Raw genomic sequence first — 12,615 nt, 5'->3', positions numbered from 1 at the left:
GAAGAAAGCCGGCCTTAGACAGCAAGCGCCTGGCGCACTACAGTCCAAGACTTGATTAACTCCTGAAGGTATTTACTCATGTCAGCTGTGTCCAATTCCAATCCAGCCGTCCCATCAGGCACGACGGTGCCGCCTGCTTTGCTCCCGTCCTACCTGCAGGCTGACAATCTTGGCCCCTGGGGTATCTACCTGCAACAAGTCGACCGCGTTGTGCCGTACCTCGGAAATCTGGCGCGCTGGGCAGAAACCCTCAAACGACCCAAACGGGCGCTGATTGTGGATGTGCCGATCCAGCTGGACAACGGCACCGTGGCGCACTTTGAAGGCTACCGGGTGCAACACAACACCTCACGCGGCCCCGGCAAAGGCGGCGTGCGGTTTCACCAGGACGTGACCTTGTCCGAAGTGATGGCCCTGTCCGCCTGGATGTCGATCAAGAATGCGGCGGTCAACGTGCCGTTTGGTGGCGCCAAAGGGGGGATTCGGGTTGACCCGAAAACACTGTCCCTCGGCGAACTGGAGCGGATGACGCGTCGCTACACCAGCGAAATCGGCATCATCATTGGCCCGACCAAAGATATTCCGGCGCCGGACGTGAACACCAACGAGCAGATCATGGCCTGGATGATGGACACCTACTCCATGAACGAGGGCGCCACCGCCACCGGCGTGGTCACCGGCAAACCAGTTGACCTCGGTGGCTCACTCGGACGGCGCGACGCGACCGGTCGCGGCGTCTATACCGTTGGCTTGGAAGCGGCCCGGCACATCGGACTGGACATTGCCACCTCGCGCGTGGCGGTCCAGGGTTTTGGCAATGTCGGCGGTGTCGCCGGACGGTTGTTTGCGCAAGCCGGTGCTCGCGTGGTGGCGGTGCAGGACCATGGCGGCACCATTTACCGGGAAGCGGGCCTGGACGTGCCCGCGTTGCTGGCCCATGTGGCGGCGGTCGGCACCGTGGCTGGTTTTGCCCAGGCCGAAGTACTGGCCGACGATAAGTTCTGGGAGGTGGACTGTGACATCCTGATTCCGGCCGCGCTGGAACAACAGATTACCGAACACAACGCAGGCCGCATCAAGGCGCGCATGGTGATCGAAGGTGCCAACGGCCCCACAACGCCTGCAGCCGATGACATCCTGGCGGAACGCAATGTGCTGGTGCTGCCCGATGTGATCGCCAACGCAGGCGGCGTGACGGTCAGCTATTTTGAGTGGGTGCAAGATTTCTCCAGCTTCTTCTGGAGCGAGGACGAGATCAATGCCCGCCTGGTGCGCATCATGAAAGATGCCTTTGCGGGCGTCTGGGAAGTGGCACAGGACAACAAAGTGAGCCTGCGCACGGCAACCTTCATTGTGGGCTGCAAGCGCATATTGCACGCACGCGAATTGCGTGGCCTCTATCCTTGAAGCCCTTGGCCGCAGCGAAACCGACTACTGCAACGGCCCCTTGAGGGCTTCAGGCAGCGGCAAGGACAGCACGGCAATGCCTTCTTCATGAAGGGCGGCCGTCTCTTCGGGTGAGGCCTTGCCGCGAATGCCGCGCTCGGCTGTCTCCCCGTAATGGATCTTGCGGGCCTCTTCTGCAAACTGATTCCCGACATCTTCGGTCGTAGCCACGATGCGGCGGGCCACCGCCATCCAGGCCGCCTGCAGGGTCTGGTCCAAGCCCACAGGGGAAACTACTTCGTCCGTCACCGCGGTCTCGGAGCGAACACTACCCAAGTTGAGACGCGGCGCACTCAAGCGCTTGGTGATGGCTGCATCGCCGCACACGGGACATTCGACCAGACTGCGCTCACGTTGAGATAAGTAATCATCTTCTGAAGCAAACCAGCCCTCAAACACATGCAGAAAGCCACACTGGAGATCCAGAACTTTCATGACACAACTAACCGGCAGGGCTCGACGCAGCGGGACCGTGCCAATTCAATTCCCAGGCGCCTGACAAGACGTTTTGCAACCACAATGCGGCCGTCAGCGTTTTCGCATCCGTCACACGGCCATCGCGGCACCATTGCAGCAAGTCAGTCGGGGTGGCCGTAAAGACATCCAGAAACTCACCTTGATCAAGCTGCCGTTCACCGGAGCTCAAGCCACGGGCAAACCAGATGTCAATAAACTCGGTGGAATAGGAAATAACCGGATGCAACACCCCGGCCCGCGCCCACTCGGTCGCACTGTAGCCGGTTTCCTCCCTCAACTCACGTTGCGCGCAAAACTGACTATCCTCCCCCGGATCGAGCTTGCCGGCCGGAAACTCAATCATCACCTGGCCCACGGGATAGCGGAACTGGCGCTCCAGCACAACCTTGATTTCGCCGGAGGCCTCTTCAACCAGAGGAATAATCATGACCGCGCCGGGATGCACGACATATTCACGAGTCGCCGTTGCACCATCCGGCAGCGCAACCGTATCGCGAAAGGCGTGCAAAAAGTTGCCCTTGAATAACTCGACGCTGGCGACCTGTTCTTCGATCAGATGACGATCGTTCATGACGGCGACAGAGAACTAAGCGCGATGCTTGAGGAGGTAGCGATATACAAAACCGGGAAATGCAAAGGTCACAAACAGAGTTGCCGTGATTGCATAAAACTCCCAGGTCTGCGGCGCAATCTGGCCAGCCCGATTTTCAAGCAGCAGGCCAAGGCCGCCAACCAGAAAATAATAGACGAGCAACTCAGCCAAACGCACTGCCAAGGTTTTGGGCTTGGCAGGCGTCACCACCGCCATCAAGCGATGGCTGAGAAACGGCAAATTGGCCGCCACGAAGGCGACAACAACAACGAGCCAGACGGAAACAGTTTGAGACACGAGCGAGTTAACCAGTCAAGAGCGATCAGGTACCCAGCATCTGCACAATAGCGTTCGCGCACAAGGCCATCAAGCCACCCGGAACCAGACCCAGAATCAGCACCAGTGCACCGTTGACCGACAGCACAGCACGAACGTCGAAGGGAGCCGACACGGTGCTGGCCGTAATAGGCTGGTCAAAATACATCACCTTGACCACACGCAGATAATAAAACGCACCGATCAAGGACATCATCACGGCGAACACGGCCAAACCGATGTGGATCGCCTGACCCGAAGCAATCAGCGCCTGCAGCACCGAGAGCTTGGCGTAAAAGCCGACCATCGGAGGAATACCGGCCAAAGAGAAAAGACAGATGGCCATCACGGCGGCATACAGCGGACTACGCTCATTCAGACCCGCAAAATCAGAAATCTCTTCACTCTCAAAACCATCACGAGCGAGCAGCAAGATGACCCCGAAACTTGCCAGCGTCGTCAACACATAGGTGATGACATAGAACATGGAAGAACTGTAGGCATTGGCAGCAGAATGAATATTGCCATTGACAACGCCCGACATCAGTCCCAGCAACACAAAACCCATTTGAGAAATAGTTGAGTACGCCAACATGCGCTTGAGATTGGTCTGGGCAATGGCGGCAAGGTTACCGATCAGCAGCGATCCGACCGACAGCACCATCAGCATCTGCTGCCAGTCGATCGCGAGAGGCAGCATACCTTCCACCAGCAAGCGGATGAAAATAGCAAACGCGGCCAACTTGGGCGCACCACCAATGAGCAGGGTAACGGCCGTGGGCGCCCCCTGGTAAACGTCTGGAATCCACATGTGAAATGGCACCACGCCCAGCTTGAAGGCAAGACCCGACACGATAAAGACCAAGCCGAAGACCAACACCTGATGGTTGACTTGACCTGAATTAATCGCTTTGAACACCGCGTTCACGTCGAGCGAGCCAGTCGCGCCATACATCATCGACATGCCATACAACAGGAAACCTGACGCCATGGCGCCGAGCACAAAGTACTTCATGGCCGCTTCTGTCGCCGTCGCGTTATCACGCCGCAAGGCGACCAGCGCATAGCTGGAGAGCGTGAGTAATTCAAGCCCCATGTAAATCACGAGGAAATTGTTGCCGGAGATCATGACGAACATGCCCAACAGTGCAAACATGCTCAAGGAGAACATCTCGCCACCCCGCAACATGTCGCGGTCAGCGGCATAGGGACGTCCATAGACCAGCGTAACCATCACCGCAATCGTGGCAAAGCATTTGAGCCAATTGCCCATCTGATCACTCACCACCATGTTGCCAAAGCCGTACAGCGTTGCACCACCGGTTGCATAAAAGGCTTGCAGCGTTGCCACAACGCCCAAGGTCAACAGCGTCAACAAATAGGTTGTTGTACGGCGTGGACTCTTCACACCAAGATCAGCCAGTGCGATCACGCAGGCCATGAGGAGCAGGATGATTTCGGGATATACCGAGATCCAACTGAGTTTATCGATCATGTTCCATCTCTTAATTCAATTAGGTCAATTCAGACTGATCAATTCAGCTTGGACAACGCCACGTGCTTGAGCAACGCCGCTACGGAGGTATCCATCACGTCCGTAAACGGTTTCGGATAAATACCCATGTACAAGACCGCAATAGCCAGCAGGGACAGCATCACGAACTCACGGCCATTGATATCGACCAAGGCCTTGACATGCTTGTTGGCAACCGGGCCCAAATAGACACGTTTGAACATCCACAAGGTATAGGCGGCGCCAAAGATGAGGGCACTGGCTGCGCCAAAACCCAGCCAGAAATTCGCTTTAACAGCACCCAGAATCACCATCCACTCACCGACAAAACCGGCGGTGCCTGGCAAGCCGCAATTCGCCATGGCAAACAGCAAAGCAAACGCAGTGAACTTGGGCATGGTGTTGACAACACCGCCATAGCTGGCAATCTCGCGGGAATGGACACGGTCATACAACACCCCAATTGACAAGAACATGGCGGCTGAAACAAAGCCATGAGCAATCATTTGCACGATGCCGCCTGACACGCCCAGATCGTTGAAGATGAAGAAGCCGAGTGTCACAAAACCCATGTGCGCAATCGATGAATAAGCCACCAGCTTTTTCATGTCCTTTTGCACCATCGCCACCAAACCGACATAGATGACGGCAATGAGCGACAAGGCGATTATCAACCAAGCCCACTCGCGCGAGGCATCCGGGGCAATAGGCAATGAAAAGCGAAGGAAACCGTAGGCGCCAAGCTTGAGCATGATGGCCGCCAGCACAGCGGAACCGCCGGTAGGCGCTTCAACGTGCACGTCGGGCAACCAGGTGTGGACCGGCCACATCGGCACCTTCACCGCAAAAGCGGCCAAGAAGGCAAAGAACAACAATGTTTGCGTCGTGCTGTTCAGCGGCAACTGATGCCACAAGGCAAGGTCAAAACTACCACCCGATTTGATATACAGAAAAATCAGGGCAATCAGCATCAAGAGGGAGCCGAGCAGTGTGTACAGAAAAAACTTGAAGGCCGCGTAGATTTTGTTCGGACCGCCCCAGATACCAATGATCAAGTACATCGGGATCAACGTCGCTTCGAAAAACACGTAAAACAGCATGCCGTCCAGCGCACAAAACACGCCGATCATCAAACCGCTCAGGATCAGGAATGCCCCCATGTACTGATTAACGCGGCGGGTAATTGACTCCCAGCTGGCAATCACCACAACGACATTAATGAAGGCTGTCAACAGCACAAACCAGAGCGAAATACCATCCACCCCCAAGTGGTAATTGACATTGAAACGTTCAATCCACGGGGCATGCTCAACAAACTGCATGGCAGCCGTACCGAGCTTGAAGCCGCCGTACAGCGGCAAAGTCACAAGAAAGCTGACAACAGCGCCAATCAGTGCGACCCAACGCACGACACGCGCCTGATCATCACGACCAAGTGCCAGCAGCACGACACCGAAAATAATCGGCGTCCAAATAGCCAGGCTCAACAAACCCATTTTTTTTATTCTCCTACTTGAGCCAGACGAAGTACGTCATCAGCACAAAAACACCCATGATCATTGCCAACGCATAGTGGTACAGATAGCCCGACTGCACCCGGCGAGCCAGGCCAGATACCTTGGCAACCACTTTCCAGGCCCCATTGACGAGTACACCATCAATCAAGACCTGATCACCCCATTTCCACAAACCGGTGCCCAGGGCTCTCGCCCCGCGTGCCAGGATGTTCTCGTTGATCCAGTCCATGTAGTACTTGTTTTCAAGCAAGGTGTAGATCGGCTGAAATCGTTTCTTTATAGCGGCAGGCAAGGCTGGGTTGATCATGTACATGTAGTACGAAGTCACCACCCCTGCTAACGCCAGCCAGAAGGGCATGGTGGTCAGCGCATGCATAGCCATTTGCAGCGGTCCGTGGAACGCTTTGGCCATTTCCTCCATCGCGGCGTGTTTCTCTCCATTAATAAAAATGGCATCCTTGAAGAACTCGCCATACAGCATTGGCTGAATGGTCATAAAGCCGATCACAACAGAAGGAATCGCAAGCAGGATCAGCGGCACGGTCACCACCCAAGGCGACTCATGGGGTTTGTGCGGCTCAGCGGCGTGTCCATGATGATCGTCATGGTGCACATCAGGATTTTGGTCAAAACGCTCTTTGCCATGGAACACAAGGAAATACAGCCGGAAAGAATAGAACGCGGTGATGAAGACGCCGGCCAGCACTGCAAACGATGCAAAACCAGCACCCGGCAAGTGACTTTCATGAACGGCTTCAATGATGCTGTCCTTGGAATAGAAACCGGCGAACAAGGGCGTACCAATGAGCGCCAAGGATCCCAGCAAGGAGGTGATCCAGGTAATCGGCATGTACTTGCGAAGCCCGCCCATCCAGCGGATATCCTGATTGTGGTGCACACCCATGATCACCGAACCGGCGGCGAGAAACAGCAACGCCTTGAAGAACGCATGCGTCATCAGGTGAAACACGGCCACTGAATAGGCTGAAGCGCCGAGTGCCACGGTCATGTAACCCAACTGCGACAAAGTCGAATAGGCAACGACTCGCTTGATGTCGTTCTGGATAATGCCCAAAAACCCCATGAACAAGGCCGTAATGGCGCCGATCACCATCACAAAGTTCAATGCTGTTTCACTGAGTTCAAACAATGGCGACATGCGTGCGACCATGAAAATACCAGCGGTCACCATCGTCGCCGCGTGAATCAGCGCCGAGATAGGTGTTGGGCCTTCCATTGAATCCGGCAGCCAGACGTGCAGCGGAAATTGGGCCGATTTACCCATGGCACCGATAAACAGACAGATACAAATGACGGTGATCAGCATCCAGTCCGTACCGGGAAAGCTCAGCTTCGCAAGATCACCAGCCTTGGCAAAAGCTTCGGTGTAATTGAGCGTGCCCGAGAATGCAACGATCAGTCCAATGCCAAGAATGAAACCGAAGTCACCCACCCGATTAACCAAGAAGGCTTTCATGTTGGCAAAAATGGCGGTCGGCTTGTTGAACCAGAAGCCAATCAGCAAATATGACACGAGGCCAACCGCTTCCCAGCCAAAGAAAAGCTGCAGCATGTTGTTGCTCATCACCAGCATCAACATAGAGAACGTGAAGAGCGAAATGTAGGAGAAGAAACGGTTGTAACCTTCGTCTTCCTCCATGTAGCCGATGGTGTAAATATGCACCATCAAGGACACAAAAGTCACCACGCACATCATCATCGCGGTAAGACCGTCGACCAAGAAACCAATCTCCATCTTGAGCCCCCCCACCACCATCCAGGTGTAGAGGGTTTCATTAAAACGGGCGCCATCCATCACCACGCTCTTGAGGGTCATGGCAGACAGGACAAACGACAGGAGCACACCCAGGATGGTGAGTGAATGCGACATGCGTCGACCCATCCAATTACCACCAAACTTGGTTCCAAGAATACCGGCAAGCAGGGCTCCAACCAGCGGTGCCATCGGCACAGCAAGTAATGTTGAAGCAGTAAGGGTTTGACTCATCTTATTAACCCTTGAGCGTATTGAGTTCGTCCACATTGATGCTGGACTTGTTACGGAACAACAGCACCAAAATAGCCAGACCGATGGCCGACTCGGCAGCAGCGACGGTCAGAATAAAAAACACGAAAATTTGCCCGTGCATGTCACCCAGGTAGTAGGAGAAAGCAACGAAATTGGTATTAACAGCCAGCAACATCAATTCGATGGCCATCAACAGAATAATCAGGTTTTTTCGATTGAGAAAGATACCAATAACCGACAAGGCGAACAGCATGGCACCAAGCGATAAGAAATGTCCAAGAGTCACCGTCATACTTTATTCTCCACAGTCGTCGCCGTTGGCGTAGCGTTAACCACCTCAACTTGGGTCGTCGCCATCTTGACCACAATCATGCGGTCTTTCGATTTGACACGTACCTGGTCCGAAGGGCTCACATATTTGCTGTCCTTGCGTTGACGCAGTGTCAATGCGATGGCAGCGATCATGGCGACCAGCAGGATCGCAGCAGCAATCTCTAATGGATAGAGATATTGGGTGTACAACAGCTTGCCCAACTCACGGCTATTGGATATCTCGACCGTTGCCTGACCCACAATTGCAACTGAACGGGGTTCTTCGGCACCGCGGAATCCGCCCATCAATACAGCAGCCATCTCCAGCGCGATGAGGACACCGACGACGGCGGCCAAGGGAAAATGCTTCCAGAATCCCTGACGAATACTGTCAACGTTGATGTCCATCATCATCACCACGAACAGGAACAACACCATCACCGCGCCGACATAAACCAGCACCAGCGTGATGGAGAGAAACTCTGCTTTGAGCAGCATCCAGACCATGGCAGCCTGGAAGAACGCAAGCACAAGGAACAAAGCGGCATGAACCGGATTGCGGGCCGTAATCACCCGAAACGCAGCGAACAACAGCACTGCAGAAAATACGTAAAACAAACCAGTTTTGACATCCATAGGAGTAATTTCTTTCTTGCTTCTGGTCAGCGGTACTTGGCGTCCGCAGCCTTGCTGGCCGCAATCTCATTCTCAAAACGATCGCCAACCGCCAGCAACATTTCTTTGGTGAAGTACAGATCACCGCGTTTTTCACCGTGGTATTCCAGAATATGGGTTTCAACGATCGAATCTACCGGACAGCTTTCTTCGCAGAAACCGCAAAAAATGCATTTAGTCAGGTCGATGTCGTAACGGCTGGTACGCCGCGAACCATCGTCCCGCACCTCAGACTCGATCGTGATCGCCATCGCCGGGCAGACCGCCTCGCATAGTTTGCAGGCAATGCAGCGCTCCTCACCGTTCTCATAACGACGCAAAGCGTGCAACCCCCGAAACCGGGGCGACAAAGGTGTTTTTTCTTCCGGGAATTGAATAGTTACTTTGCGACGAAAAGCGTAACGCCCTGTCAGGGCCAGACCTTTGAGCAGCTCCAGCAACAAGAAACTGGAAAAGAAGTCCTTGAGAGAAAAAGCAGAGGGCGTAGGATTTGGAGTAATTGTGGACATCATCAACTCCTGTTAATTCCAGATATTGAACGAAGTCTGCATCCAGGCGCCGACCACAAGCAGCCAAACCAAGGTGACAGGTATGAAAATCTTCCAGCCCAAACGCATGATCTGGTCATATCGAAACCGTGGAAAGGTCGCACGAACCCAGATAAACAGGCTGACCACCGCACAGGTCTTGAGCCCCAGCCAGATCCAACCGGGAATCCAGTTGAACAGGACGCTGTCAAAAGGCGACAACCAGCCGCCCAGGAACATGGTGGCCGCCAGAATCGACACCAGCCACATGTTCGCATACTCAGCCAGGTAGAACATGGCATACGACATGCCTGAATACTCAACCATGTGACCGGCCACAATTTCAGCTTCACCTTCCACCACGTCAAACGGGTGCCGATTGGTTTCAGCCAGGCCCGAAATGATGTAGACCACAAAAATGGGCAGCAGCGGCAGCCAATTCCAGGAGAGGAAGTTGAGCCCCATGTGCGCGAAATAGCCCTTGCCCTGCCCGGTAACAATGTCAGTCATGTTCATGCTAGCGGACACCATCAAAACGACCACAAGACAGAAGCCCATGGCGATTTCGTAGCTCACCATCTGTGCAGAGGCGCGCATGGCACCAAGGAACGAGTATTTGGAATTTGAGGCCCAGCCTGAAATCACCACACCATAGACTTCCATCGAGGTGATGGCCATCACGAACAACAGACCGGCATTGATATTTGCCAGTGCAATATCGGGACCGAACGGGATGACCACCCATGCAGCCATTGCCGGCATGATCGTCAAGACGGGACCAATGAAGAACAGTCCTTTGCTGGCCGCTGTCGGCATCAGAATTTCTTTACCCAGCAGCTTCAAGGCATCAGCAATGGGTTGCAACAAGCCCCATGGGCCGACCCGATTGGGACCGACACGAACCTGCATCCAACCTAATAACTTTCGCTCCCAGAGTGTGAGGTAAGCGACCGCCCCCATCAGAGGCAATACAACCACCACAATCTTGATCAGCGTCCAGACCACCGGCCAACCAATCGCGGTCCACCAAGGATCATTGAACAGTCCCAAACCAAAAGCAAAAATAGCGTCAATCATGCTGCCACCTCCAACGCCATCTCTGTCTTTTTGGCATCCGCCGTGAGTTGCAGACTCGCTGCACGACGTACCGTCCCATCCAACGCATAGATACTCGCCACCACCGGCTCAATCGTCGCGGGGGTGAGATCAATAGCCGCCTGTGTTGAGTTGCTCAACATCTCAGCCGTCAAGAGTGCCGTGCCTGCTGCTGGCAGACCTGGTATTTGCTTAAGAACCTCTTCTGAAGAGTTGAAATCAAACCCCGGCAGGCCCAGCAAGTTGGCCAAGACGCGTAAAACCTTCCAGGCTGGACGGGTTTCGCCTGCGGGTTTAACCACGGCATGGAAGCTCTGCACCCGGCCCTCGGCATTGACAAAAGTACCGGAGGTTTCTGTAAACGGGGCAATGGGGAGCAGCACATCGCTGAACGCCATGTTCGACTTGAATGAACTGAGCGTCACCACCATCTGCGCTTGCGACAGTCCAGCCGTGGCCAAGGCACCTGCAGCAGAGTCAAATTCAGGCTCATTATTCAACAGCAGGACCGCCTTGAGTCCGCCACCGAGCATTTGTCCGGCGTTCAAGCCATCGGCCCCAGGGACAGCACCAACAAGTTGGGCGCCAACCGTGTTGGCCGCTTCCGTCAGATAGCCCACCGTGGCACCTGTTTGTTCGCCGATCCAGTTGGCGAGCGCCAACAGGCTTGTTGCTTTGGCATGATGTGCCGCCGCATTACCCAACAAAATAGCTTTGCGCTCACCACTCAACAAAGACTTGGCGATAGCTTGAGCCGCCTCGCTGGCAATGCCCGTCGCTGGAGCGGTGACACCTTTGTCTGCAGCGATTGCCGCGGCGACATCAGCCAGCGCCTGCACCCAGTTCTGACTGGCACACAGCAGGGTGCTGGAAATGGGCATAGCCCAGTCTTCTACTGCGCATTGAATCGTATTCACTGCACAGCCCTTGCGAGCTGCTTGTCGAATTCTTTGTGCGAACAAGGGGTGATCCTTACGCAGACTGGAACCAATCACCAACACGCGTTGAAGGTCGGACAAGGATGCAATAGAGGTTCCCAGAAAGCGCACGCCTTCGATTGCCATGAATTCAGCGTTGCGCAAACGGTAATCGATGTTCTGGCTACCCAATCCGCGCATCAAAGCACTTGCGAGCGACAGCTCTTCCAGCGTACTGTGCGGGCTAACCAGCGCACCGATGCTCGCAGCACCATGTTCTGACTTGATTTGTTTCAAGCCGTTGGCCACGTATTCCAGCGCGGTCTGCCAGTCGACCGACTTCCACGCCCCACCCTGCTTGAGCATGGGGCTTGTCAGTCGTTCTTCGCTGTTCAAAGCTTCATAGGAGAAACGGTCACGATCAGCAATCCAGCATTCGTTGACCTCCTCGTTCTCAAGCGGTACCACGCGCATGACCTTGTTGTTCTTGACCTGCACAATCAGATTGGCACCGGTCGAGTCATGCGGACTGACCGACTTGCGGCGCGACAATTCCCACGTGCGGGCACTGTAGCGGAAGGGCTTGCTGGTCAAGGCGCCAACTGGACAGATGTCGATCATGTTGCCCGAGAGCTCGGAGTCAACCGTGTGGCCGACGAAGGTTTCAATCTCGGCGTGCTCGCCGCGATGTGACATTCCCAACTCCATCACACCAGCCACTTCCTGGCCAAAACGAACGCAACGCGTGCAGTGAATGCAGCGAGTCATTTCCTGCATGGAAATCAGAGGACCCACATCCTTGACAGCCACAACACGCTTTTCTTCCTCGTAGCGGGAAGAAGAAGCACCGTAGCCAACCGCGATGTCCTGCAACTGGCACTCGCCACCCTGATCACAAATGGGACAATCCAGCGGGTGATTAATCAGCAGGAACTCCATCACCGACTTCTGCGCCTTGATTGCTTTGTCACTCTTGGTGCGAACAATCATGCCTTGCGTCACGGGCGTGGCACAAGCGGGCATGGGTTTTGGCATTTTTTCGACATCCACCAGGCACATGCGACAGTTGGCCGCAATGCTGAGCTTCTTGTGATAACAAAAGTGCGGGATGTAGGTGCCAGCCTTGTCGGCCGCATGCATGATCATGCTGCCTTCAACAATGTCGACCTTCTTGCCGTCGAGTTCGATTTCAATCATCTT

At 54.6% G+C, this 12,615-nt stretch carries 12 protein-coding genes; 1 reads left to right on the top strand and 11 read right to left on the bottom strand.

Features of this window, described 5'->3' with window-relative positions; genetic code table 11:
- Positions 1-78: 78 nt before the first annotated feature.
- The gene (locus tag HHJ17_RS16025) at positions 79-1,407 is read left to right on the top strand and encodes a Glu/Leu/Phe/Val dehydrogenase (protein WP_296502665.1); all 1,329 of its coding nucleotides are present in this window, start codon (positions 79-81) and stop codon (positions 1,405-1,407) included.
- A gap of 24 nt (positions 1,408-1,431) precedes the next feature.
- On the opposite strand, the gene HHJ17_RS16020 is transcribed toward HHJ17_RS16025, so the two are convergent.
- From HHJ17_RS16020 to nuoG, 11 genes are read right to left on the bottom strand one after another with little or no spacing between them, the layout of a single operon-like run.
- Entirely contained in the window at positions 1,432-1,881 is a 450-nt protein-coding gene (locus HHJ17_RS16020) for a DUF1178 family protein (protein ID WP_296502662.1), read from the bottom strand.
- 7 nt (positions 1,882-1,888) lie between these two features.
- Positions 1,889-2,494, bottom strand: coding sequence for an NUDIX hydrolase (locus HHJ17_RS16015; protein ID WP_296502657.1), 606 nt, complete (start codon positions 2,492-2,494; stop codon positions 1,889-1,891).
- 15 nt (positions 2,495-2,509) lie between these two features.
- Positions 2,510-2,812, bottom strand: coding sequence for a DUF2818 family protein (locus HHJ17_RS16010; RefSeq protein WP_296502654.1), 303 nt, complete (start codon positions 2,810-2,812; stop codon positions 2,510-2,512).
- 25 nt (positions 2,813-2,837) lie between these two features.
- Positions 2,838-4,325: an NADH-quinone oxidoreductase subunit NuoN gene (nuoN, locus tag HHJ17_RS16005; RefSeq protein WP_296502651.1), complete on the bottom strand. Its 1,488-nt coding sequence runs from the start codon at positions 4,323-4,325 to the stop codon at positions 2,838-2,840.
- Positions 4,326-4,363: 38 nt separating this feature from the next.
- Complete coding sequence (locus HHJ17_RS16000) at positions 4,364-5,839, bottom strand: NADH-quinone oxidoreductase subunit M (protein WP_296502649.1); 1,476 nt, start codon at positions 5,837-5,839, stop codon at positions 4,364-4,366.
- 13 nt (positions 5,840-5,852) lie between these two features.
- Complete coding sequence (gene nuoL, locus HHJ17_RS15995; RefSeq protein WP_296502646.1) at positions 5,853-7,868, bottom strand: NADH-quinone oxidoreductase subunit L; 2,016 nt, start codon at positions 7,866-7,868, stop codon at positions 5,853-5,855.
- A 4-nt stretch (positions 7,869-7,872) separates the two neighbouring features.
- Entirely contained in the window at positions 7,873-8,181 is a 309-nt protein-coding gene (gene nuoK, locus HHJ17_RS15990) for an NADH-quinone oxidoreductase subunit NuoK (protein ID WP_296502644.1), read from the bottom strand.
- Positions 8,178-8,837 (bottom strand): NADH-quinone oxidoreductase subunit J, encoded by a 660-nt coding sequence (locus tag HHJ17_RS15985; RefSeq protein WP_296502642.1) that lies wholly within the window; start codon positions 8,835-8,837, stop codon positions 8,178-8,180. The genes nuoK and HHJ17_RS15985 overlap by 4 nt, the downstream gene beginning before the upstream one ends.
- Positions 8,838-8,863: 26 nt before the next feature.
- Positions 8,864-9,385 (bottom strand): NADH-quinone oxidoreductase subunit NuoI, encoded by a 522-nt coding sequence (nuoI, locus tag HHJ17_RS15980; protein ID WP_296502639.1) that lies wholly within the window; start codon positions 9,383-9,385, stop codon positions 8,864-8,866.
- A 12-nt stretch (positions 9,386-9,397) separates the two neighbouring features.
- Complete coding sequence (gene nuoH / locus HHJ17_RS15975) at positions 9,398-10,480, bottom strand: NADH-quinone oxidoreductase subunit NuoH (RefSeq protein ID WP_296502636.1); 1,083 nt, start codon at positions 10,478-10,480, stop codon at positions 9,398-9,400.
- Positions 10,477-12,612, bottom strand: a complete 2,136-nt coding sequence (nuoG, locus tag HHJ17_RS15970; RefSeq protein ID WP_296502634.1) for an NADH-quinone oxidoreductase subunit NuoG — start codon at positions 12,610-12,612, stop codon at positions 10,477-10,479. Before nuoG ends, nuoH begins: the two co-directional genes overlap by 4 nt.
- Positions 12,613-12,615: the final 3 nt, after the last annotated feature.

Source organism: Rhodoferax sp., assembly GCF_012927445.1.
Lineage (GTDB): Bacteria > Pseudomonadota > Gammaproteobacteria > Burkholderiales > Burkholderiaceae_C > Rhodoferax.
The sequence above is the reverse complement of the archived record's forward strand: the minus strand, read 5'-3'. Positions and strand labels throughout refer to the sequence as shown.

Excerpts from the sequence above, each read along its gene's own strand:
- nuoN (WP_296502651.1), bottom strand. The coding sequence starts at position 4,325 with ATGATCGATAAACTCAGTTGGATCTCGGTATATCCCGAAATCATCCTG.
- nuoL (WP_296502646.1), bottom strand. The coding sequence starts at position 7,868 with ATGAGTCAAACCCTTACTGCTTCAACATTACTTGCTGTGCCGATGGCA.
- nuoK (WP_296502644.1), bottom strand. The coding sequence starts at position 8,181 with ATGACGGTGACTCTTGGACATTTCTTATCGCTTGGTGCCATGCTGTTC.
- HHJ17_RS16020 (WP_296502662.1), bottom strand. The coding sequence starts at position 1,881 with ATGAAAGTTCTGGATCTCCAGTGTGGCTTTCTGCATGTGTTTGAGGGC.
- HHJ17_RS16025 (WP_296502665.1), top strand. The coding sequence starts at position 79 with ATGTCAGCTGTGTCCAATTCCAATCCAGCCGTCCCATCAGGCACGACG.
- nuoH (WP_296502636.1), bottom strand. The coding sequence starts at position 10,480 with ATGATTGACGCTATTTTTGCTTTTGGTTTGGGACTGTTCAATGATCCT.
- nuoG (WP_296502634.1), bottom strand. The coding sequence starts at position 12,612 with ATGATTGAAATCGAACTCGACGGCAAGAAGGTCGACATTGTTGAAGGC.
- HHJ17_RS16000 (WP_296502649.1), bottom strand. The coding sequence starts at position 5,839 with ATGGGTTTGTTGAGCCTGGCTATTTGGACGCCGATTATTTTCGGTGTC.
- HHJ17_RS16015 (WP_296502657.1), bottom strand. The coding sequence starts at position 2,494 with ATGAACGATCGTCATCTGATCGAAGAACAGGTCGCCAGCGTCGAGTTA.
- nuoI (WP_296502639.1), bottom strand. The coding sequence starts at position 9,385 with ATGTCCACAATTACTCCAAATCCTACGCCCTCTGCTTTTTCTCTCAAG.
- HHJ17_RS15985 (WP_296502642.1), bottom strand. The coding sequence starts at position 8,837 with ATGGATGTCAAAACTGGTTTGTTTTACGTATTTTCTGCAGTGCTGTTG.